18 protein-coding genes are annotated in these 20,389 nt (G+C 62.1%); 12 read left to right on the top strand and 6 right to left on the bottom strand.

The features are described from left to right. Positions 1–8: 8 nt before the first annotated feature. Positions 9–929: a branched-chain amino acid ABC transporter permease gene (locus FIU85_RS16595; protein WP_152497675.1), complete on the bottom strand. Its 921-nt coding sequence runs from the start codon at positions 927–929 to the stop codon at positions 9–11. Between the two features lie 340 nt (positions 930–1,269). On the opposite strand from FIU85_RS16595, the gene FIU85_RS16590 reads away from it, so the two are divergent. From FIU85_RS16590 to FIU85_RS16540, 11 genes are all read left to right on the top strand, one after another. After that, positions 1,270–1,572, top strand: coding sequence for an STAS domain-containing protein (locus tag FIU85_RS16590; RefSeq protein ID WP_152493295.1), 303 nt, complete (start codon positions 1,270–1,272; stop codon positions 1,570–1,572). Continuing rightward, positions 1,569–1,931: a response regulator gene (locus FIU85_RS16585; protein ID WP_152493296.1), complete on the top strand. Its 363-nt coding sequence runs from the start codon at positions 1,569–1,571 to the stop codon at positions 1,929–1,931. The genes FIU85_RS16590 and FIU85_RS16585 overlap by 4 nt, the downstream gene beginning before the upstream one ends. A 15-nt stretch (positions 1,932–1,946) precedes the next feature. Next, positions 1,947–4,139, top strand: a complete 2,193-nt coding sequence (locus FIU85_RS16580) for a chemotaxis protein CheA (RefSeq protein WP_152497674.1) — start codon at positions 1,947–1,949, stop codon at positions 4,137–4,139. Then, the gene (locus tag FIU85_RS16575) at positions 4,132–4,602 is read left to right on the top strand and encodes a chemotaxis protein CheW (RefSeq protein ID WP_152493298.1); all 471 of its coding nucleotides are present in this window, start codon (positions 4,132–4,134) and stop codon (positions 4,600–4,602) included. The genes FIU85_RS16580 and FIU85_RS16575 overlap by 8 nt, the downstream gene beginning before the upstream one ends. After that, entirely contained in the window at positions 4,599–5,534 is a 936-nt protein-coding gene (locus FIU85_RS16570) for a protein-glutamate O-methyltransferase CheR (protein WP_152497673.1), read from the top strand. The genes FIU85_RS16575 and FIU85_RS16570 overlap by 4 nt, the downstream gene beginning before the upstream one ends. Then, the gene (locus tag FIU85_RS16565; protein ID WP_152493300.1) at positions 5,531–5,917 is read left to right on the top strand and encodes a response regulator; all 387 of its coding nucleotides are present in this window, start codon (positions 5,531–5,533) and stop codon (positions 5,915–5,917) included. Before FIU85_RS16570 ends, FIU85_RS16565 begins: the two co-directional genes overlap by 4 nt. Continuing rightward, on the top strand, positions 5,914–6,297 hold the full coding sequence (locus tag FIU85_RS16560; RefSeq protein ID WP_152493301.1) for a hypothetical protein: 384 nt from the start codon (positions 5,914–5,916) through the stop codon (positions 6,295–6,297). The genes FIU85_RS16565 and FIU85_RS16560 overlap by 4 nt, the downstream gene beginning before the upstream one ends. 41 nt (positions 6,298–6,338) lie before the next feature. Then, positions 6,339–7,556, top strand: coding sequence for a PAS domain-containing protein (locus tag FIU85_RS16555; RefSeq protein WP_152497671.1), 1,218 nt, complete (start codon positions 6,339–6,341; stop codon positions 7,554–7,556). A gap of 81 nt (positions 7,557–7,637) precedes the next feature. Beyond that, on the top strand, positions 7,638–8,207 hold the full coding sequence (locus FIU85_RS16550; RefSeq protein WP_152497670.1) for a PDC sensor domain-containing protein: 570 nt from the start codon (positions 7,638–7,640) through the stop codon (positions 8,205–8,207). 25 nt (positions 8,208–8,232) lie between these two features. After that, a complete protein-coding gene (locus FIU85_RS16545) occupies positions 8,233–10,137 on the top strand; it encodes a methyl-accepting chemotaxis protein (RefSeq protein WP_152497669.1) in 1,905 nt (634 codons plus the stop codon). Between the two features lie 75 nt (positions 10,138–10,212). Continuing rightward, positions 10,213–10,773: a chemotaxis protein CheD gene (locus FIU85_RS16540; protein WP_152493305.1), complete on the top strand. Its 561-nt coding sequence runs from the start codon at positions 10,213–10,215 to the stop codon at positions 10,771–10,773. 253 nt (positions 10,774–11,026) lie between these two features. On the opposite strand, the gene FIU85_RS16535 is transcribed toward FIU85_RS16540, so the two are convergent. The 4 genes from FIU85_RS16535 to FIU85_RS16520 all read right to left on the bottom strand — a co-directional run bounded on the left by FIU85_RS16535 (position 11,027) and on the right by FIU85_RS16520 (position 18,080). After that, complete coding sequence (locus tag FIU85_RS16535) at positions 11,027–13,036, bottom strand: CocE/NonD family hydrolase (protein ID WP_152497668.1); 2,010 nt, start codon at positions 13,034–13,036, stop codon at positions 11,027–11,029. A gap of 190 nt (positions 13,037–13,226) precedes the next feature. Continuing rightward, positions 13,227–14,525 (bottom strand): acetyl-CoA carboxylase biotin carboxylase subunit family protein, encoded by a 1,299-nt coding sequence (locus tag FIU85_RS16530; protein WP_152497667.1) that lies wholly within the window; start codon positions 14,523–14,525, stop codon positions 13,227–13,229. Positions 14,526–14,590: 65 nt separating this feature from the next. After that, complete coding sequence (cphA, locus tag FIU85_RS16525) at positions 14,591–17,233, bottom strand: cyanophycin synthetase (protein ID WP_152497666.1); 2,643 nt, start codon at positions 17,231–17,233, stop codon at positions 14,591–14,593. Further along, positions 17,220–18,080: a cyanophycinase gene (locus FIU85_RS16520; protein WP_152497665.1), complete on the bottom strand. Its 861-nt coding sequence runs from the start codon at positions 18,078–18,080 to the stop codon at positions 17,220–17,222. Before FIU85_RS16520 ends, cphA begins: the two co-directional genes overlap by 14 nt. A 189-nt stretch (positions 18,081–18,269) precedes the next feature. Here FIU85_RS16520 and FIU85_RS16515 point away from each other — a divergent pair, with 189 nt between their 5' ends. Beyond that, positions 18,270–19,196, top strand: coding sequence for an isoaspartyl peptidase/L-asparaginase family protein (locus tag FIU85_RS16515; RefSeq protein WP_152493310.1), 927 nt, complete (start codon positions 18,270–18,272; stop codon positions 19,194–19,196). 39 nt (positions 19,197–19,235) lie between these two features. On the opposite strand, the gene FIU85_RS16510 is transcribed toward FIU85_RS16515, so the two are convergent. Continuing rightward, positions 19,236–20,387, bottom strand: coding sequence for an AI-2E family transporter (locus FIU85_RS16510; protein WP_152493311.1), 1,152 nt, complete (start codon positions 20,385–20,387; stop codon positions 19,236–19,238). Between the last annotated feature and the right edge of the window lie 2 nt (positions 20,388–20,389).

Raw genomic sequence — 20,389 nt, 5'->3', positions numbered from 1 at the left:
GCCCCCCTTCATGCCCGGGCCCCGAACAGGCCCGTGGGCCGCCAGACCAGCACCACGCTCATCAGGATATAGATCGCCATCGACGCCAGCGATGCCCCCACCTGCGTACCAGCCGCGGGCTCCATGAACAGCTTGAAGAACTCGGGCAGGAAAATGCCTCCCAGCGTATCCGTCAGCCCTACCAGGATCGCGCCCACAAAGGCCCCCTTGATCGAGCCTATGCCGCCAATCACGATCACCACGAAGGCCAGGATCAGCACCGGCTCGCCCATGCCCACCTGCACCGACTGGATCGCGCCCACCAGCGCGCCCGCCAGCCCCGCCAGTGCCGCGCCCAGCGCAAAGACCAGCGTGTAAAGCTTCGAGATATCCACGCCCAACGCCGCGATCATCTCGCGATCGTTTTCGCCGGCGCGGATGCGAATACCTACCCGCGTCCGCTCGATCAGCAGCCACAAGCCAATGGCGACCGCCAACCCGACTCCGATCAGCGCCAGCCGGTAAAGCGGGTACTGGATGCCGCCGGGCAGCGTCACAGGCCCCGACAGCGCTTCGGGAATATCGAGATAGAGCGGGAAGGACCCGAAAAGATACCGCGTCCCTTCCGAGAAGATCAGGATCAGCGCGAAGGTCGCCAGCACCTGGTCCAGGTGGTCGGTGGCATATAAGCGGCGGATCACCGTGACCTCCACCAACGCGCCAACCGCCGCCGCGACGGCCAGTGCGGCGCCCAGCGCCAGCAGGAAGCTCCCCGTTGCCGCGGCGACCGCAGCGGCGGCGAAGGCGCCGACCATGTAAAGCGAGCCATGCGCGAGGTTGATCAACCCCATCACCCCGAAGATCAGCGTCAGGCCCGCAGCCATCAAGAACAGCATGACTCCGAACTGAACCCCGTTCAGCACCTGCTCGATGATCAGAATGCTCGACATGCGCGCCGCTTGCTCCTCCGCCGTTTCCGTGCCCGCTGCGGCTGGCTTAAACCATGCCGTCGCACCAAGGCCAAGCCCTTCGCCGGTCCTTGGAGCAGCAGCACATGACACGGCAAGCGGCTGGATCCCGTCCTGCGAGACGCGGCTTTCTGCGCCTCTGGCTCCGGACGGCTCGGCATCGGGCCGATTCCGACGGCACCGACTCGCGCCGCCCTCTCGAAGAACGGCAATTGTCAAGCCTGATTTACGAGTAAATTCAATATCTTGCAGCTTAACTACATCTTAAACCCGACCCCATAGCATCGCGCCAACACCTCTTTTGCAGTGTGAAGGGTCCCGCATGACAGATACAGACACTTCGGTCGGAGAAGCACCGCTTGACCTTCCGGAAAGACTTGATTTCGCCGCTTGCGAAACGCTGGCGACAAGCCTCGAAACCCGGCGCGGATCAGACCTGCGCCTGCAGGCAGGCCAGGTCGGCTTCCTCGGCGCGCTGGCGGCGGAAATCCTGCTGCGCGCGCGACTGCAATGGCAGCACGATGGCGCTGCGTTCGATCTCGCCGATCCCTCTCCCGATTTCCTCCAGGGACTGGACCGCCTCGGCATTCCCCGACACGCCCTGATGCAAGAGGATTCCGCATGACCCGCATCCTTGCCGTCGATGATTCCCGAACCATGCGCAGCATGCTGCAACAGACGCTGACCGGCGCCGGATTCGAGGTGGAACTGGCCGAGGATGGTGTCGATGGTCTCGAACGCCTCCCGACCGCCACGCCTGACCTTATCATCACGGACATCAACATGCCGCGGATGGATGGGTTCGGTTTCATCGACGGGGTTCGCAAAGGCGCGCATGTGTCCAGCGTGCCGATCCTCGTACTGACAACCGAAAGCGGCGATGCGCTCAAACAACGCGCCCGCGAGGCCGGCGCTACAGGCTGGATCGTAAAGCCCTTCGACGAAGAGAAACTCGTCCAGATCATACGTCGACTCGTGGTCTGAAGGAGGGCGCGAACCATGAACGATCTCAACCAGATGTTCTTTCAGGAATGTGACGACCTGCTGGAACAGCTTTCTGCCGGGCTGAACGACCTCGAGGCCGGGGCGGGCGACGACGAGACCATCAACAGCATGTTCCGTGCGGTGCACTCCATGAAGGGAGGCGCCGGCGCTTTCGGTCTTGATCAGCTGGTTTCCTTCGCGCACGCGTTCGAAAACGTGCTCGACGACATGCGCAGCAACCGGCTGGCTGTGGGCGACAGTGTCGTCAATCTCCTTCTCACGGCCAGCGACCATCTCGCCGATCTGGTCGAGGCGGCCAGCCAGGGAACGGTGCTGTCCGCCGAACAAGGCGCATCCATCCTGAACGACCTCAAACAGGTCAGCCTTGCGGCGAATGGCGCTTCCGGCTCGGATGAGGATAGCGCCGAGGAGTCCGTTGAACCGGACTTTCAGCCGACCTTCCTCGCGATAGATGGCGAGTTGCCTTCCCTGGACGACATGGGATCGTCCGATAGCGGCGGGCCGGTGACCATCCGCTTCAAGGCATCGCCGCAGCTCTTCGCGAACGGCCACGATCCCGCAATCCTGTTCCGTAGCCTGGAGACGTTGGGAACGCTCCGGATCGAAGCCGAGCTCGACGCGGTACGACCACTTTCCGATGGGCCGTGGTCCGTCCCGGCTTTGAGCTGGACACTTGACTTCCGCGCCGACGATGCGGTCGACGAGGCCGCAATTCGCGAAGTTTTCGAGTTCGTCGAAGGTCTGTGCGAGCTCGAAATCTCCGCGCCGCTCGACCTCACATCCGCCTTGCCTTCCCTGCCGGAACTGTCGGACCCGGTTTCCGCCGACCCGGACGCCACCCACCCCGACGCGTCAGGCGAGGTGCCGTCAAATGCCGGGGCCACATCCGTTGCCGCTGGTGCACCACCTGCAGACAGCGGGGCGGCACCACCGCCTGCCGGAGCCCCGAGAACGGCAAATTCCCGCACCAGCACCATTCGCGTTGACCTCGACCGGGTCGACCGGCTGATCAACCTCGTGGGCGAACTCGTCATCGCCGAGGCCATGCTGCGGCAATCGATGGACGAGATGTCCGGTTCCGGCAACGGTGGCGTCGACGAGGCGATGAGCCAGCTCAAGACACTCTCCGGTGCGATCCAGGAAAGTGTCATGGCGATCCGGGCCCAGCCTGTGCGCAGTCTCTTTCAACGCATGTCCCGTATCGTCCGCGAAACAGCCCGGGAGGCCGGGAAATCGGCGCGCCTCGTGACAGTGGGCGACGCGACCGAGGTCGACAAGACCGTTACCGAACGCCTGGTCGAGCCGTTGACGCACATGATCCGCAACGCCATCGATCATGGCCTCGAGACACCCCAGGCACGTCGCGACGCCGGCAAGGATGACCGCGGGACAGTTACGCTCGAAGCCAGCCACAGATCGGGCCGGGTGGTCATCGTCATCAAGGATGACGGCGCTGGCATCAACCGTCCGAAAGTGCGCCAGATCGCCATCGAGAAGGGTCTGATACGCGCCGAGGACGACCTCAGCGACTCCGACATAGACAACTTGCTGTTCCGTCCCGGCTTCTCGACCGCGGGCGAGATCTCCAATCTCTCCGGCCGTGGGGTCGGTATGGATGTGGTCCGCAACGAGATCCAGTCCCTTGGCGGCCGGGTCAGCTTGCAATCGGTGCCCGGGCGCGGCACCTCCGTCACGGTATCGCTGCCACTTACGCTCGCGGTTCTCGAGGGCATGGTCGTAAAGGTTGCCGATCAGTCCCTGATCGTGCCGACTTTGCCGCTTCGCGAGATGCTGCAGCCTGGCCAGGCCAAGGTGCACACGCTGTGCGATGGCGACAACGTCCTGTCACTGAACGGCGAAATGGTTCCGATCAAGGATCTCGGCGCCGCTCTTGGCTTTCGCGCCGCGCCTGTCGGCCTAGACAGTCAGTCCCTTCTTCTGATCGAGGGAGAGACGGGGCACCGCTACGCGCTCGCCGTGGATGGCATCGCCGAGCAGCGCGAGGTGGTGATCAAGGGCCTCGAACAGAACTACCAGAAAATACCCGGAATCGCGGCGGCAACGATCCTCGGCGACGGCAAGATCGCACTTATCGTAGACACCGACCAGATGATTGCACCACCGGGTCAGGGCGGATGGGTCGATCGCGCCTGGCCAGACGCCACAGGAGATATTCATCATGCGTGAAGCCCAAGCCGAAACAAAGACCGCCAACCGGGTGGAGATCGTATGCTTCACGGTCGAGGACCAGGATTTCAGCATCGAGATCTCGCATGTGTTGGAAATCCGGGGGTGGACCAGCACCACGACGTTGCCTCATGCGCCGGATTTCGTGGTCGGAATGATGAACCTTCGCGGCACGGTCCTGCCGGTCGTCGACCTCTCGTTGCGACTTGGCTTCGGCAAGACCGAGCCCGGCAAGCGGCACGTCATTATCATTGCCCAGATCGACGACAAGATCGTCGGTTTCCTGGTCGATGCGGTTTCCGACATCATCACCGTTGACGAAGCCCAGATGCAGGCGACGCCCGACGTGTCCTCCTCGCGCACCCAGGCTTTCATCCGCGGGGTCCACTCGCTCGATGACAAGCTCGTGCGCGCCATCGATGTGCGAGAGGTTCTGCCACAAGAGGCTCCGTTGAGCGCATGAGCGACGAACCGCAGGTCACTGCACCGCCCCTGATCAGTCCCGGCGATTTCACGATCGTCGCCAACCTGCTCAAGCGGATGACGGGCATTCACATCGGAAGCAACAAGCGGGCAATGGTGTCCGGCCGCCTGGCCAAACGGCTGAAGGCGCTGGGCATCGGCTCGGTCGAGGCATATTGCGACTGGCTGCAGACCCCCGGCAACGAAGCCGAGCAGGATGCCTTTGTCTCCGCGCTGACCACGAACATGACACGATTCAATCGCGAAGAACACCACTTCAACCATCTCTCCGAACGTGTTCTTCCCCGGCTGACGGAGGCCGCAAGGTCCGGCCGCCGGGTGCGCTTCTGGTCCGCCGCCTGCTCGACCGGCGAAGAGGCCTTTGATATCGCGTTTCGCCTTCTCGAGATCTGCCCCGAGGCGGCGCGCCTCGACCTGCGCATCCTTGCGACTGATATCGACAAGTCGGCCCTCGGCACTGCGCGTGCCGGGCTCTATCCGACGTCCAGCCTGTCGGACCTGCCCGAGTCGCTTGCCGATCGCTACGTTGACCGCGCGGACGCCCCCTCCGGCATGGTGCGTGTTGCGTCCACAGCCCGAGACCTGATCACGTTCCGGTGCCTGAATCTGAACGCCGAATGGCCGTTTCAGCGCGGGTTCGATGTCATAATGTGCCGCAATGTGACGATTTACTTCGACGAGGCGACCCAGATCCGCCTGTGGGAGCGCTTGGCAGACCGCGTCGTGGCCGGTGGCGCCCTCTATGTTGGCCATTCCGAAAACCTGCCCGAACACATCGCCACCTCGTTCATTCAACAAGAGCGTGGCGCCTTCTGCCGCCCTGCCGCCGCCGTGTACCGACAAGCGTCAATGCTCAGGGTCGCAAAGGACGCCGACGGGCATCGCACAGACATAAATGGAGGCCTCGGATGAGCCTGAAAGACAAACTGCATATCCTTGTCGTCGACGACATGTCGACCAGTCGCGGACTTCTCACTCAAGCTCTCGACGAACTCGGGATCAAGAATTACCGCACCGAGGCGGATGGCCACACCGCCTGGAGCAGCCTCGCCTCCAAGCCGGTGCACCTCGTGATCTCCGATTTCAACATGCCGCGGATGGACGGGCTCCAACTGCTCGAAGCGATCCGCTCGCACCGCGCCATCGCGAGGACCGGCTTCATCCTCGTGACAGGTCGCGCCGACAAGGAGATCCTCGAGCGCGGGACGCGGTTGGGGATGAATAACTACCTCAAGAAGCCGTTCCAGACCGCACAATTGAAGGCTTGCATCGAAAAAGTCGTCGGTCGCCTTTGAGCCAGATTTCCCGAAAGCAGGAGCGTTCCGTGTCTTTTTCTTCCATCGCCCGCATTCTCGAAATTCTCGCCGACGAGACGGACGATCTTGCGGCCATCGCGGAAAGGCTCGACGCCTTGATCCCCGAACTGGTCGCGCACCTTCCGGAGCATGGCACCTCCGACCTGCGCGACCTGCAGCGCGTCGATGCTCTCTGGCAGCATTTGAGAGACATTTCCCGGGTTCTCCAGACGCTCTCAAGCATGACGGCGGCCGACGCGCCCGTCGATCTCGCGCCCCTGATCGCTCAGGTCCGGCTCGACTATTTCCGGCATCGGCTTCTGGATGATCCCGTGAAACCCGCTCTCGGGCTGGGAGATGGCCAGCCGATCCTGTTCTGAAACCCCCGCGGTGGAAGTGAGCCGCCTGAGAGGACCACGCCATGCAACAGACAACAAGAACAAGCGACCGCGCGACCATGCCGGGCGGCGAGGTCGATTTTCCGCGCGAACAGCTCCTGGCTTCCGCGACCGACACACGCGGCGTCATACGCTACGCGAACTCGGAATTCTGCAGGGTTGCGGGAATGTCGAAAGAGGAACTGGTCGGCGCGCCACACAAGGTGGTCCGCCACCCCGACATGCCGCGCGGCCTGTTCCACTTGATGTGGCAACGGCTTCAAGCCAGGCTTCCGGTCTGCGCCTATGTCAAGAATGCGTCCGCCGACGGTCGCTACTACTGGGTCTTCGCATCCATCACACCGACCCGGGACGGTTATTTGTCGGTAAGGATCAAACCCGGAGCCGATTTCTTCGAGTTCACGCGCGACATCTATACCGACGCGCTTGCCGAAGAAGCACGCGGCCTTCCGCCGGACAAAAGCGCCGAATATCTGGTGAAGCGCCTGTCGGAAAAGAACTTCCCCGATTTTGAATCATACGCATTCGCAGCTCTGAATGCCGAGTTCTCCCTGCGCGAGGATATCGACGAGACCGCCGATGCGGACCTCCGCAAAATCTCGAAACTGACCGATATGATGACTGAGGCCGAGGCGCTTGTGCACAAGATAATCTCGATTTTTCAGCAAGTTCGGGGCGAGCCCATCAACTTGCGGATTCTCTCCAGCCGGCTGGAGGGGGCAGGTGTGGCGATCGGCACAATTTCAAAGAACTACGAGACGATGTCGGACGACATGTACCAAATGGTCGACAGGCTGCGCTGTGACGACACCGGGCTGCTGGTGCGAATGCGGGCCGCCCTCGCCCATGCTCACAGCGCGTCGCAGATGTCGGCGCTGATGGACCTGACAGCGAAGCAGTCAGCGTTGAAGCACAATTCCTCCAATCGCGGGCACGGCGGCCGGGAGATACTTCATGCGCAGGCCGAGTCCCTTTCCGAGATCAGCCGTGCCGCGGTCTCCGATGTCGCGACCTTGGGCAAGATCATTCCGGACGTTTGTCGCCAATTGCGACGTCGAATAAACGGGCTCGATCTGGTCAAGCTTCTGTGTCGGGTCGAAAGCGGCAGAATGAGCGACATAGACAGTGGACTGCTCGGCATCATCCACCGCCTGGAGCACGCGCATCACCAGACCGACCGTCATCTGGCCGCCCTGTCCGCGACCGCAATTCAGATTGATTCAACGTCAACGGCACTCTGAGCCGCGCGGGTTCAGAGGATATTAAATCTTATCGACGAACATACGGAGCAATCCGACCACTTTCCAGAATCCGGAGGGAAAATGAAACATACAGTCAGCAACTTCGCAATCGCCTGCATGCTCGCTTCTGGCGCCGCCGCGTCCGGCGATTATGACGCGGCGCTCAAAGATCTCGCGAACACTACCATCTCAGAATGGGTAACAGACCCTCTCGTGCTCGAGGTACTTCGCATTCAGAATGTCGCGCACGAGAACCTTACAGAAGGCGAGATCATTGCGCTCGATGCCACTTGGCGAGAACAGGTCATCTCCGGCGGCACCCTCGTCGACAGCATCCTGTCGAACGGCCTTTCCTCCCACCTTCGGGAGATACAGGCGCAAGGCGCCGGACGTTACACCGAAATCTTCATAACGGATGCCCGCGGACTGAATGTCGGCCAAAGTGGCGTGACATCCGATTATTGGCAAGGCGACGAGGATAAGTGGCAAGTGCCACATGCCACGTCCGGCATTCACATCAGTCCCGCCGAGTTCGACGAGTCATCGCAGGCATACCAAAGCCAGATCAGCCTTCCGATTTTGGATGATGGGACCTTCGTTGGGGTGATAACCGTCGGCGTCGACCTCGAACTGCTCACCGCCACCAATTAAACCAGCCTTCTCACGGGAGCCAAAGATGACAATGACCGCCCCTATTGCCGGCCCCAATCCTGGTCGGATCAAGACCGCTTTCGCGGCGCTCAGCATCCGCGCGAAGCTTGCCGTCGCTGTTGCCTTGGGCTTTCTCGCAACCTTCGCTGTCAGCTTCGTTTTGCTCAATATAAATCTCAAGTCCATGAGCATCGAGCAACAAGTTCAGGATGAACTTTTCATCGCGAATATGCTGGCCAACCAGATGCGAGCCCCGATTCAGTTCAAGGACGGAACCCGTATTGCCGAGGTCTATGCGTCCGCAACGGAACGTGATGCCTCTCTTATCGCAGTCGAGGTCTTTCATGTATCCGGTGAGCAGTTGGCCGAATACGCGGCCAGAAGTACTAAACTGCCTCAGCTCCGCGCATCAATGGCAAGGGCTCTGTCCGAAAAAGAACTTGTACGCGCTGCCGAGGGCAATACGAACACTGTTGTAGTTCCGGTCAAGGCAAAAGATGGCAATACGCTTCTTGGCGCGGTCGGCTTCGTTTGGGACAAAAGCACGTTTATCGCCGCGCAAAAGATGCAAATCCTCGAGGTCCTGGGTATCAGCACTGCGGTCGCGGCAGGTGGCCTTGCGGCGATCGTTCTAGCCATCTCGCATCTGGTGACCGGGCCAATCAAGTCTCTGAGCAGCGCAATGCGTGCGGTCGCGGGCCACGACTACACCGCGGGCATTCCCGGGATCAACCGCAGGGACGAAATTGGCGTTATGGCGCAAGTACTTCAGCAATTTCGTGATACACTGGCTCGTGACGAAGCCGAAACCCGGATCCGGCAGGAATCGACGACTCTGAGGCAGAATCTTTTGCATCACCTTGGAGAGCGTATGTCCCGCCTTGCATCCGGACGGACCGATTGCTCGATCAATCTCGGCGACTTCGAGGGGCTCGACTCCGACCACATTGAAATCGGCAAGAATTTCAACGAAGTCGTGGCCAGCCTTCGCAAGATGCTCACGACGATCGTATCCACCGCCGAAAGCGTGCGCACCAGTTCTCAGGAAATCTCCGAGGTCGCCGAGGACCAGTCGAAACGGTCCGAGGCGCAGGCTGCGACGCTGGAAGAGTCCGCTGCGGCCATCGAGGAATTGAACAACAGCGTGCAGACAACTGCCACACTCGCTGTCGATGCCAACGAACGTATCGCGGACAACAAGAAACGTGCGGCCACTGGCGGCGACGTCGTGGGAAAGACGGTCAAGGCCATGCGCGACATCGAGGAGTCGTCTCAACAGATCACCGCGATCATCGGTGTCATTGACGACATCGCGTTCCAGACGAACCTTTTGGCGCTCAATGCAGGCGTCGAGGCCGCCCGGGCGGGCGATTCCGGCCGCGGATTCGCCGTCGTGGCCTCCGAAGTCCGCGCTCTTGCACAGCGCGCCTCGGACTCGGCCAATGAAATCAAGGAATTGATAATGCGTTCCAGCGAACACGTTACCGAGGGAAGCGATCTTGCCAACCAGGCCGGCGCTGCGCTGAGCGACATAATCGATGGCGTCAACCACGTGTCCGACCTGGTTTCCCAGATTGCCACCGGATCCAGCGAACAGGCGGCAAACCTGGCGGAAATCAAGGAAAGCGTGACAGAACTCGACAAGGTGACGCAACAAAACGCTGCGGTGATCGAGGAGTCCTCCGCAGCCAGCCGCAGCTTGAGCAATGAAGCGCAGCGCATGACGGACATCCTGCGCCAATTCAGTCTCGACGAATTGAGCGAAGGCACAGCCCCGTCCGCGCTCCAAACCTCCGCATCCGCGCAAAAGACAGGCTGGGAAGACGAAATCGCAAGGACGGAACCGCAGAACACGTCGGCAGTCAAGATTGCCGCACCAGCCGTTTCCTCCGCCGCCGTGAACGGACAGGAAGACTGGCATGAATTCTGATCGCACGTGTGCTTTGGCACCGTGCGAGGAGGTCTCATGACACATCTTGGCAACCGCGCAGGATCGCGGTCGAACATGACCGACGCATCTGATCCCGGTTCGATCGAAGGCGCCGTCTTCGTTCCTCTGTTTCAGGGCGAGACCCGAATTTCAGACCGTCCGGAAGAAGTCATGACCACCATTCTGGGCTCCTGCATCGCAACCTGCATGTGGGATCCCGTCGCCGGTGTCGGAGGCATGAACCATTTTCTGCTTCCGGGCGACACCGGAGATCGCGGGACCAACATGCGTTACGGCGTCAATGCCATGGAACTTCTGGTCAACGGCCTACTCAAGAAAGGCGCGGACCGCACGCGCCTGAATGTCAAGATCTTCGGCGGCGCAAAGATGTTCGAGGGCGGCGCGGAAATCGGTGCGAAGAATGCCAGTTTTGCCGAATGGTACCTGTCGAACGAAGGCTTTAAGATCACGGGTAGCTGCCTTGGCGGATCCCGCGGGCGCAAGATCAGGTTCTGGTCGGCGTCAGGTCGGGTCCAACGATGCTTCATGTCGAACATCAGCGATCCGATCATCGCATCGCCCGTACGAAACAAGCCCAAAAACACACCATCGCAGGGCGATATTCAGCTGTTCTAGGCACTTGCCAACCTGATGTGCCCCAATCGGCAATCGCCCTCACCTTCTCTGACCGCAGACTCTCGGAATATCTCGCCTTCACGCCGGTTTCAGCAGTGCTGAATTACGGGGCGTTCGAGACACCGTTGTAGAGGCTTGGCGGCAAATCACGGCATTTGGAAAACCGAGGTTCACGTTCAGAATGATGCCGGCCGCAGGAATCCGCAAAGGCGTCTTCGGTCAGATGCCACATCGGCCCGTTCGGGCCGCGCCGTCAATTGTGATCACGCGGAACGCGCACGTCCCAGTCAAGGTCGCGCACGCAGGTGTTGTCGAGAAACGCCTGCAACCGCGCCTCGATCCGGTACTCGCTCTTGTCAGCGGTCAGTTTTGTCCACGTCACCGTGCGAACCATCCATTCGTCGCGCCGCATCTCGTGGGTCCAGGTCACCTCTCCCTCCGCGGACGTCGGGTCATCGGGAAGGATGGTGTAGCGTTCCGCGGCTTTCGCCGCGTGGAAAAACTCCTGCCGCCGGATCGTCGCCGCCCCCTCATCGTCGACCACCTCGATCAACAGCCGTCCGGTGTCCGCATCCTCCGAGATCGACCATGACGCGGACGAGGCTCTTTCCACCTCGAGTTCCAGCGGCTCGGCGGCCCTTGCCGGACCGAACGCATCAACCGGCACCGGCGCCGCGCTGCAAAGTGGCAGGTCAAGCCGGCATTCGCCCGTAAGAACCGTCAGCGTCACCGGTTCGGGCGCCGGCCACGCGATCGGGAAATAGCTTGTGGACAGCCCCAGACGGATGCGATGTCCTGCACGGAATGTCTGGGCGACATGCTTCATCGGCACGGTGACGGTATAGGTCTGTCCGGGCTCGAGCGTTTCGGGATGCTCGTGACTGTCGCGATGCGTCAGGTTCAAGAGCCCATAGCTGACGCGTGTTGCCGCCCCGTCCGGGGCCACATCCATCAGCCGCGCGGCAACCTGCGCCACGGACCGGTCCACCTGGAATGTCATCGAAAACGTCGGGTCGCCGACCATGTGCCGGTCGTCTTCCAGCGGCTCGGTCTCAAACGTCAGGCTTCCCGCATCTTCGCGCCTTTGGTCCCCCGGTTGGTCGCCCGGATGACCGTAAGAGCACCACTTGCCGCCGTGATGCCCGACCCAAAGCGGTGAACACAGCTTCAGCGGCTCGCCCGGCCCGGCCCAGCCCAGCCCGCCATCCGACGAAAGCGCGAAGGATGTCCGCGTGATCTGCGCCGAGGGCCATGATGCAAGGTCGATCCAGTGCCCCGACCGTTCCTCGTAACAGGTTTGCGGTTTGGCGTGATCCTGCAGAAAGACGCGCAGCTTCGCCTCGTCGGCAATCCCGGTGTCCTGTCCCTTCAGCCACTGGTCCCACCATCGCGTCTCTTCCGTCAGCCAATCTATGGCCGGCCCCGGTTCGCCCAGATGCGGATAGCGATGCGACCACGGGCCAATCAGCCCCTTGACCGGGGCTTTCAAGTTCTCGACGAGTCGGAAGACCGCCCGGCAGTACCCATCGGCCCAGCCGCTGACGGCGTAGACAGGCACCTCGATATCCGTAAAGTTCTCGCAGACCGACCCGTGTTTCCAGAACGCATCGCGCCTTTGGTGCTGCATCCAATTCTCCAGCCACAGGCCAGATCCGTCCAGTCGCTCTTCCCACATCGTCCTCCAGCGGTCGCCCACATGCGCCGGGTCGGGCGGCAGGGTGTTGATGCCGAACATCACCGACGCCCAGGACAGGTGATCCCCAAGCAGCGTGCCGCCCATGTAGTGGATATCGTCGGCATAGCGATCGTCGGTCGAACAGATCGTGACCACCGCCTTCAATGCGGGCGGGCGCAGCGCCGCCAGTTGCAGGCCGTTGAATCCGCCCCAGGAAATACCGACGATCCCGACCCCGCCATCGCACCAGTCCTGCGCGGCGATCCAGGCGATCACGTCACATCCATCCTGCAGCTCGATGTCGGTATATTCATCCGTCATCAACCCTTCGGATTCGCCGGTTCCCCGCAGGTCGACGCGCACATAGGCATAGCCCTGCGCCGCCATCCAGGGCGCCCGCGCATGGTCGCGCTCCAATGTCTTGTCATTCTTTCGATAAGGGATGAATTCCAGGATCGCGGGCACAGGCAGGTCCTCTGAACCTTCCGGCATCCAGATGCGGGCGGCCAGCCGCGTGCCGTCAGGCATCGGAATCTCCAGGTGCTCGATCTCTTGGATGGTCTGCGGCAGCGGATGATCGATCTTCATGTCAGCGTCCGGATAGCGTCTTCAGGGAGGTGTCCAGCGTGGGGCTACTGCCTCTACTGCCCGATGTCCAGCCGACACCGGGCAAGGGAAGATCCCAATCCAGCGCGGAAACCGCTCTGTCGACGATCAACCGGAAATTCAAAGAAACCGGGCAGGCGAAACCGCTTGAAACGGCTTGCGCTCTGCCGCCCTACTCCACGATATCCGTGAACTCGTAGTTCAGCCTCTTCATGACCTGCTCGTAATTCCAAAGCAGCTTCGACTGTTTCTGCGCCCCCATCCAGACCGACGCCACCGCATAGCTGTAGGCATCCTGCTCCGGCAGTTCCGACAGTTTCGAACCCTTGCTGACATAAGAGGTGATCCGCGTGCCCTCGACCTGCTCGGCGGCGACCTCGACCTCGGCGCGCGAGGGGGCGCGGGCCACCGTCGCGTCGTTGAAGAACACCCGGTAGAAGAATTCCGCCGCGACGGTTTCCGGCCCTTCGCCCTTGGGCATGTCCGGCTTGCGGCCCAGGCCAAGATCGACCGTCACCTGCTGGTGGCTGACCCCGTCGACCATCTCGAAAAGGTCGCAATGCGATTGCGCGATGCGGGTGTTGATCTCCAGCAGCCAGATCTGATTCTGCACCTCGTCCCAGTAATACTCGATGTTGAACCCGGCATTGTCGTAGCCGATGTGCTTCATCACCGTCTTGGTGATCTCGGCCATCTGTTCCTGGATGCGCGGTGGCAGGGTGGACGGGTAGAGGTAATAGAAAAAGCTCAGCACCTGCGGATAGCGGATCGAGTCGACCACGCCGTAAGGGACGACCTCGCCTTCGTACACGTAACCCTCGACCGTGCATTGCCGCCCGCCGATCACCCGCTCGGCCATGCAGTAATGCCCTTCGACGGATTTCACGTCATCGGGCAGGTTGGCCTGGTTCAGGACATAGTTGAACGGCTCGGAAATCTCGTTGATCTCGGCGCGGAAAGCTTCGGTCGCATAGGCGAAATCCTCGGGGCTGTCGATGCGGAAGCCCAGGCGCGACCCCGACGACTTGATCGGCTTCACGAAGAACGGAAACCGCAGGCCGGCCTCGCCGATCTTGGACAGGGCCTCGTCGTCGAACGGATCGAAAGCGGTGAAGTTCGGCACGTGATCGGGAATGACCTCGGCCATAACCTTGCGCGACCAGTACTTGTGCTCGCATTTCAGCAGAGATTCCAGCGACGCGTTGCGCACACTGTATTTCTTGCACAAAAGCGGCAGCATGGTGGACACCGGAAAGTCGATATACCCCACGATGGCGTCGATCGACCCGTCGAAGGCGTCCAGCGTCTCCTCGGCCCGGCGCAGCATGTCAGGGATGTCGAAAATCTGCGTATCGGATACTTCCGCAGAGGTGAGCAGCGGGTGGAAATTCACGTCCTCGACGCCGCGAAGGCGCTTCAACCGTTCCGCATTAAGATCGTTCAGTCCAACAACGAAAACGTTTTTTGTCATATCGTTCCCCCGCATCTCAACGCCGTTGCGACGGCGTTGTTCCCTGTCAATTGCGCGAACGTGGCTTACGTCTGACCCAGGTCCGACTGCGCCCCGTAGCTCCGGCCTTTCAGGCGCTCGGTCGCGCCTTCGATGTCGTCGACCAGCAGCAACAGGAAGTCACCCGGTTTCGCCTCGCCGATGGCACGATCAATCGCGGCCTGCTCGTCCATGATGATCTCGACCGTTCCGGCGGATCCGGCGTCGCTGGCCCCCTTCTCGATCAGCCCGGCAGTCTCGCCTTCGCTGCGTCCGCGCGCGTCCGTCTCATAGACATAGACCGCATCGCACATCTTGGCCAGTTGAGCACCCAGCGCCGCCAGATCCTCGTCCCGGCGGTTGCCGGGGGCCGTGGCCACGGCGATCTTGCGTTGTTGGCCAAGGCCGTTGACCAGCGGCTCCAGTGCCTCGAGCGCGGGCACGTTGTGGCCATAGTCGATCAGGCACTTGACGCCGTCGGCCTCGAAATAGTTGGTCCGCCCCGGCATCTGCGCCGGTGTCGGGTGGAAGCTCAGAAGCCCCGCGCGGATGTCGTCGATCTCCAGCCCGTGCGCCAGCGCAGCAGCCGTGGCCGCCATGGCGTTCTGCACGTTGAACGGCGCGTGCCCCTCGAACGAGATCGGCACGTCGTTGACCGCCGCCACCTCGACCTCGACCGTACCGCGCAACAGCACGATCCGGCCTTGGCGCACGGTGATGACCATTTTGTGGTCGGCAAGGTGCTGCTTGAGGTCCGGGTTGTCGGGATCCATCGTGAAATAGATGATCTCGCCCCGCGCCCAGTAGGTGCCCTGGTCCATCACCAGCGGATCATCGGCATTCAGCACGCAGAACCCGCCGATCTTCTTGACTGCATCGACGACCACGGTCTTGCACCGCGCCAGTTCCTCCAGCGTGTGGATATCGCGCTCGCCCAGATGGTCGGACGCGATGTTCAGCAGGACACCCACGTCGCATTCGTCAAAGCCCAGACCCCGGCGCATGATCCCGCCGCGCGCCACTTCCAGCACGGCGTGTTCCACGGTGGGTTCGCGCAGCACGGCATGGGCCGCGGCGGGCCCGGAATAGTCGCCCCGCAGGATGACGTGGTTGTCGATCTCGATGGTGCCGGTACAGCCCATGCCCACCGAATTGCCGGCCTGCCGCAGGATATGCGTGATCAGGCGCGTCGTGGTGGTCTTGCCATTGGTGCCGGTGATCGCGGTGATCGGGATGCGCCCGTCATCCGTGGGGTCGGGGAACAGCATATTGACGACCGCCTCGCCCACCGCGCGCGGCTTGCCATGGGTCGGCGCCATGTGCATCCGGAACCCCGGCCCGGCGTTGACCTCGACCACGCCAGCCGATTGCTGATCCAGCGGCTTGGACAGCGTTTCGGCCAGAAGGTCGATCCCGATGATATCGAGACCCACCAGCCGGCCGATCCGCTCCATCGCGAACTTGATCTCGGGATGCACCTCGTCCGTCAGGTCCGTCGCCGTCCCGCCGGTCGAGATGTTGGCGGTGGATTTCAGATAGACGATCTCGCCCTTCTCCGGCACCGATTCCAGCGTCAGCTCGGCCTGCTCCAGCAGGCGCAGGGTCTGTTCGTCCACATGGATCTGCGTCAGAAGGTTCTCGTGGCCCACGCCCCGGCGCGGGTCCTTGTTTTCCTCGTCGATCAGCTGCTGGATCGTCGACTTTCCATCGCCTTCGACATGCGCGGGGCGGCGGCGCGCGGCGGCCACCAGCTTGCCGTCGACAACCAGGATACGGTGATCCTCGCCCTTGATATAGCTTTCCACGATGACAGCGCCGTAATCGTCGCGGCAGCGCGCCAACGCGGCCTCGTAACCCGATTTCAGCTCGTCCTCGTTGGTGATGTCGGTGGTCACGCCGCGCCCGTGATTGCCCGACAGCGGCTTGGTGACGACCGGCCAGCCGATCCACTCGGCGGCGTCTTTCACCTCGTCCCAGCTGTAGCCGATATAGCCCTTGGGCACGGCCACGCCGGCGTCGTCGAGCACCTGCTTGGTCCACTCCTTGTCGTCGGCAATCGAGTGGCCGATGATGCCCGACGCATCCGTCACCGTGGCCTGGAATTTGCGCTGCTTCACGCCGTGGCCCAGCTGGGTATAGCTGGTGCCTTCCGTCAGGTTGTACCACGGGATGTTCCGCGCCTTTGCCGCGTTCACGATTGAGCCGGTCGACGGGCCCAGCGCGTTGGCGTCCCGCACCTCTTTTAGGCGGTCGATGACCGGCTCCAGCTCCACATCTTTGCCGTCATACAGCGCCTGGACGATCTCCACCGCCTCCTCGCCGCAGGCAATGCCTGTCGCCTCGTCGCGATAGCGGTAGACGACGTGGTAAACACCCTTGTCGTAGCTGTCGACGGTCTTGCCATAGCCCACCGAAAAGCCGATCAGGTTCTGCAATTCGATCGCCACATGCTCGACCATGTGACCGGCCCAGGTGCCTTCCTTGACCCGAGACAGGAAACCACCGGCCTCTCCGACAGAACAGCGATGCTCGTAAATCGTGGGGATCAGGGATTGAAGCTTGTCGGCAATGCCGTCGACCTTGTCACTCGGCCGGTCTTCAAGTTCCTCGATGTCCAGCCGCATGTAGATCGACTGGTAGCGGCTGTAATAGTTCGGTCCGCGCAGCGCACGGTGTTCAAGTATACGCATCCTTCAGCTCCAGGCTCTCGGCCCCAAGCTGTTTGGCACTCAGGACCTGCCGGTCCGCCAGGTTGTATCCATCACCCTCGACCAGCGCATGCATCACGACGTTGTGGACGCTCACCGCCTCACCGTCTGACAAGTCGAATACATTGCAACTGGTAATCCTTGAACTGTCAACGAGGATTACGTGACCGGGTCCAAAGGCCTTAATTATACCGCCCTCGAACAATACGGCGGCGTCCTCGCCCAAGCCGATTCCCAGATATTCGGGGTTCGTGGCGCCCACTTCCATCAGGCGCGAGAACCGCCCCCGTTCCAGGAAATGGGTGTCGATGATGACCCCTTCGATCAAGCCGAAACCCGCGCTCATCTTGACCGCGCCCTTGCGCAGACTGTCGATCGCGCTGCCGCCATAAACCATGGTCGTGGATTGGCACGCGGCACCCGCGCTGGTACCGGCGATGACCGCCCCCTCGTGATAGATCGCGCGGATCGCCTCCAGCGACTTGGAGGCGCCGAAGATGCTGGTCAGGCGCATCTGGTCGCCGCCCGAGATGAACAGAACGTCGCTCTTGCGGATCAACTCGACCATCTTGGGGTCGCCGGCATCGCGCCGTTCGCGGATGCGGACGTCCAGCACCTCGGACGCGCCCAGCGCGTCGAACGCCTCTTCGTAGGCCGGAAAGACCTCATCGGGGATGCTGCTGGCGGTGGTGATCACGCCGACCACCGGCGTCTCGCTGTTCGAGAGTTTCAGCACGCGCCCCAAAATCGCCGCCTTGGCGGATTTGTCTTCGGCGCCGCCAATCGCGACCAGTTTGCCTCGGGGCCTCGGTTTCACGGACATATCCATCGAACGACTCCATCCATCGCTGGACTATTATCTATATGTTGTGGATGTTACCATCCCGTTCACAAGAATGTCACGTAACCCACAGTCCGCAACTGCAAAAGCGATCGCAACGTCACGATTCCCGCGCTATGTGGGATTCTTGGCAACCAAACCGCGCCAAAACGGTGCAAAACATGGCAGGAACCAGACATGAGCGACGGATTCGCACTGGCAATTCACGGTGGTGCCGGGGTCGTGCCCCGGGCCGAGATGAGCGAAGAGCGTGAAGCGGCCTGTCACGCCGCCCTGGCGCGGGTGCTGACGGCCGGCCAGTCCGTGCTCGCAGCCGACGGCACCGCGCTCGACGCCGTCACCGCCGCCGTGCGCGCGCTTGAGGACGAGCCGCTGTTCAACGCCGGGCGCGGTGCGGTCTTCACCCGCGCCGGCACGCACGAGATGGACGCCGCCATCATGGACGGACGCGACCGTCGCGCCGGGGCCGTGGCGGGTATCTGCGGCCCGCGAAACCCGGTCGACGCCGCCCGCGCCGTCATGGAGCGTACGTCGCATGTCCTCATGGCCGGCGACGGGGCGCTGACCGTCGCCCGCGAGGCCGGCCTGCCCTTCGAGGAGTCACGTTATTTCTTCACCCCGGAACGCTGGGACACGCTTCAGGAAACCCTGCGGATGGAAGCGGACGGCACGCTCGACGACGACCCGTCGCGTCGCCACGGCACGGTGGGCGCCGTGGCCCGCGACCGTGCGGGCAACCTTGCCGCCGCCACCTCGACCGGCGGGATGACGGCCAAAAGCGCCGGTCGCATCGGTGACAGCCCCCTGATCGGTGCCGGCACCTTCGCCGCCAACGACAGCTGCGCCGTTTCGGCGACCGGGGACGGCGAGGCTTTCATCCGCCTTTCCGTCGCGCATGAGATCGACGCGCGTATCCGGCTGGCAGGCCAAAACGTGACCGACGCCGCAGAGCAAGTGGTGATGAAGGACCTCGTCGCCATCGGCGGCTCGGGCGGCCTGATCGCCATCGGCGCGGATGGCAGCATCACCCTGCCGTTCAACTGCGAAGGCATGTATCGCGGTCAAAGCATCGAGGGCCAGGCCTCGCAGACCTTCATCTACTAGGGCTGTCGCGGTCCGCGCCCTGCGGCCGCCGCGCCCGGGTCAGGTGCCCTTGCGGCTCTCGATTTCCTCGCTCAGCCGGTCCAGTTCCCGCTCGTCTTCCGGCAGCCCCTCGCGCGACAGCAGCACGGCCACCTTCCTCAGGCCCGGCACATGGCTGCAAATGACCAGCATCATCACCATGATCGGCACCGACAGGAACATGCCGGGAATGCCCCAGACCGCACCCCAGAAGGCCAGGCTGATGATGATCCCGAAGGACGACAACCGCAGCGCCCGCCCCATCAGCCACGGGTCGATGACATTGCCGTTCACGAACTGGATGATGCCGGTGATCACGAACAATCCCGCGGTCACGGACGCCTCTCCGGTTTCCACGTACCCCACCAGCGCCACCATTCCGGTTGCGATGATCGACCCGATATTGGGAATGTAGTTCAGGATGAAGGTCAGGATTCCCAGCGACAGGGCCAGCTCGATATCGAAGGCCAGCGCCACCAGGTACACCATCGCGCCCGTGATCACGCTGACCAGCGTCTTGATCAGAAGATAGTAATTCACCCGGTGGATGATCGACGTGAAGATCTTGTTGGCCCGTTCCGCCTGCGCCGGATCGCCGAAGAAGTTGGACATCTTGGTGCCGAACCAGATTCGCTCGGCAAACAGGAAGCCGAAGAACAGGATCACCAGCACCGTGCCCTGCATCAGGCTGCCCGCCTGCCCTGCCGCGGTCCGGACATAGCCCGACACCTCGACCGTGTTGAGCGAATTGAGAACCGCGCGCTCCACATCCTCGCCCATCCAGGCAAAGAGCGACGCAACAGCCGACGGCGCGCGTTCGGCATAGGACAACGTCGTGCCCAGAACGGTATTCAGCTGCGCCAGCAGGATCGACGACAAGATCAGCAACGCGGTCGAGATCATCATCAGCGCAGCCAGCGACGCCAGCCAGTTGGGAATGCGGAACCGACCGATGCTCTGCCGCGCGATCAGGCGGATCACGTCCGACGTCAGCGTGAACAGAATCACGGCCACGGCAAGCGAGATCAGGATGAACCTGGCTTGCACCAGCAGGAAAAGAACGACGGCGAAGGCGATGATCACCAGCGCAACCGTCCGGACCTGCGAATATTTCGGCGTGTCCACCAACTGGCGCGTCAACGGCTCGAATTCCTTAAGGTTATCCGCTTTCATAT

The organism is Roseovarius sp. THAF8 (assembly GCF_009363735.1).
Lineage (GTDB): Bacteria > Pseudomonadota > Alphaproteobacteria > Rhodobacterales > Rhodobacteraceae > Roseovarius.
This window is presented reverse-complemented; position numbering and strand designations above follow the sequence as displayed.

Coding starts and splice junctions, on each gene's coding strand:
- FIU85_RS16595 (WP_152497675.1), bottom strand. CDS start 929: ATGTCGAGCATTCTGATCATCGAGCAGGTGCTGAACGGGGTTCAGTTC.
- FIU85_RS16565 (WP_152493300.1), top strand. CDS start 5,531: ATGAGCCTGAAAGACAAACTGCATATCCTTGTCGTCGACGACATGTCG.
- cphA (WP_152497666.1), bottom strand. CDS start 17,233: ATGCGTATACTTGAACACCGTGCGCTGCGCGGACCGAACTATTACAGC.
- FIU85_RS16510 (WP_152493311.1), bottom strand. CDS start 20,387: ATGAAAGCGGATAACCTTAAGGAATTCGAGCCGTTGACGCGCCAGTTG.
- FIU85_RS16555 (WP_152497671.1), top strand. CDS start 6,339: ATGCAACAGACAACAAGAACAAGCGACCGCGCGACCATGCCGGGCGGC.
- FIU85_RS16520 (WP_152497665.1), bottom strand. CDS start 18,080: ATGGATATGTCCGTGAAACCGAGGCCCCGAGGCAAACTGGTCGCGATT.
- FIU85_RS16570 (WP_152497673.1), top strand. CDS start 4,599: ATGAGCGACGAACCGCAGGTCACTGCACCGCCCCTGATCAGTCCCGGC.
- FIU85_RS16550 (WP_152497670.1), top strand. CDS start 7,638: ATGAAACATACAGTCAGCAACTTCGCAATCGCCTGCATGCTCGCTTCT.
- FIU85_RS16575 (WP_152493298.1), top strand. CDS start 4,132: ATGCGTGAAGCCCAAGCCGAAACAAAGACCGCCAACCGGGTGGAGATC.
- FIU85_RS16585 (WP_152493296.1), top strand. CDS start 1,569: ATGACCCGCATCCTTGCCGTCGATGATTCCCGAACCATGCGCAGCATG.
- FIU85_RS16545 (WP_152497669.1), top strand. CDS start 8,233: ATGACAATGACCGCCCCTATTGCCGGCCCCAATCCTGGTCGGATCAAG.
- FIU85_RS16590 (WP_152493295.1), top strand. CDS start 1,270: ATGACAGATACAGACACTTCGGTCGGAGAAGCACCGCTTGACCTTCCG.
- FIU85_RS16535 (WP_152497668.1), bottom strand. CDS start 13,036: ATGAAGATCGATCATCCGCTGCCGCAGACCATCCAAGAGATCGAGCAC.
- FIU85_RS16540 (WP_152493305.1), top strand. CDS start 10,213: ATGACCGACGCATCTGATCCCGGTTCGATCGAAGGCGCCGTCTTCGTT.
- FIU85_RS16580 (WP_152497674.1), top strand. CDS start 1,947: ATGAACGATCTCAACCAGATGTTCTTTCAGGAATGTGACGACCTGCTG.
- FIU85_RS16515 (WP_152493310.1), top strand. CDS start 18,270: ATGAGCGACGGATTCGCACTGGCAATTCACGGTGGTGCCGGGGTCGTG.
- FIU85_RS16530 (WP_152497667.1), bottom strand. CDS start 14,525: ATGACAAAAAACGTTTTCGTTGTTGGACTGAACGATCTTAATGCGGAA.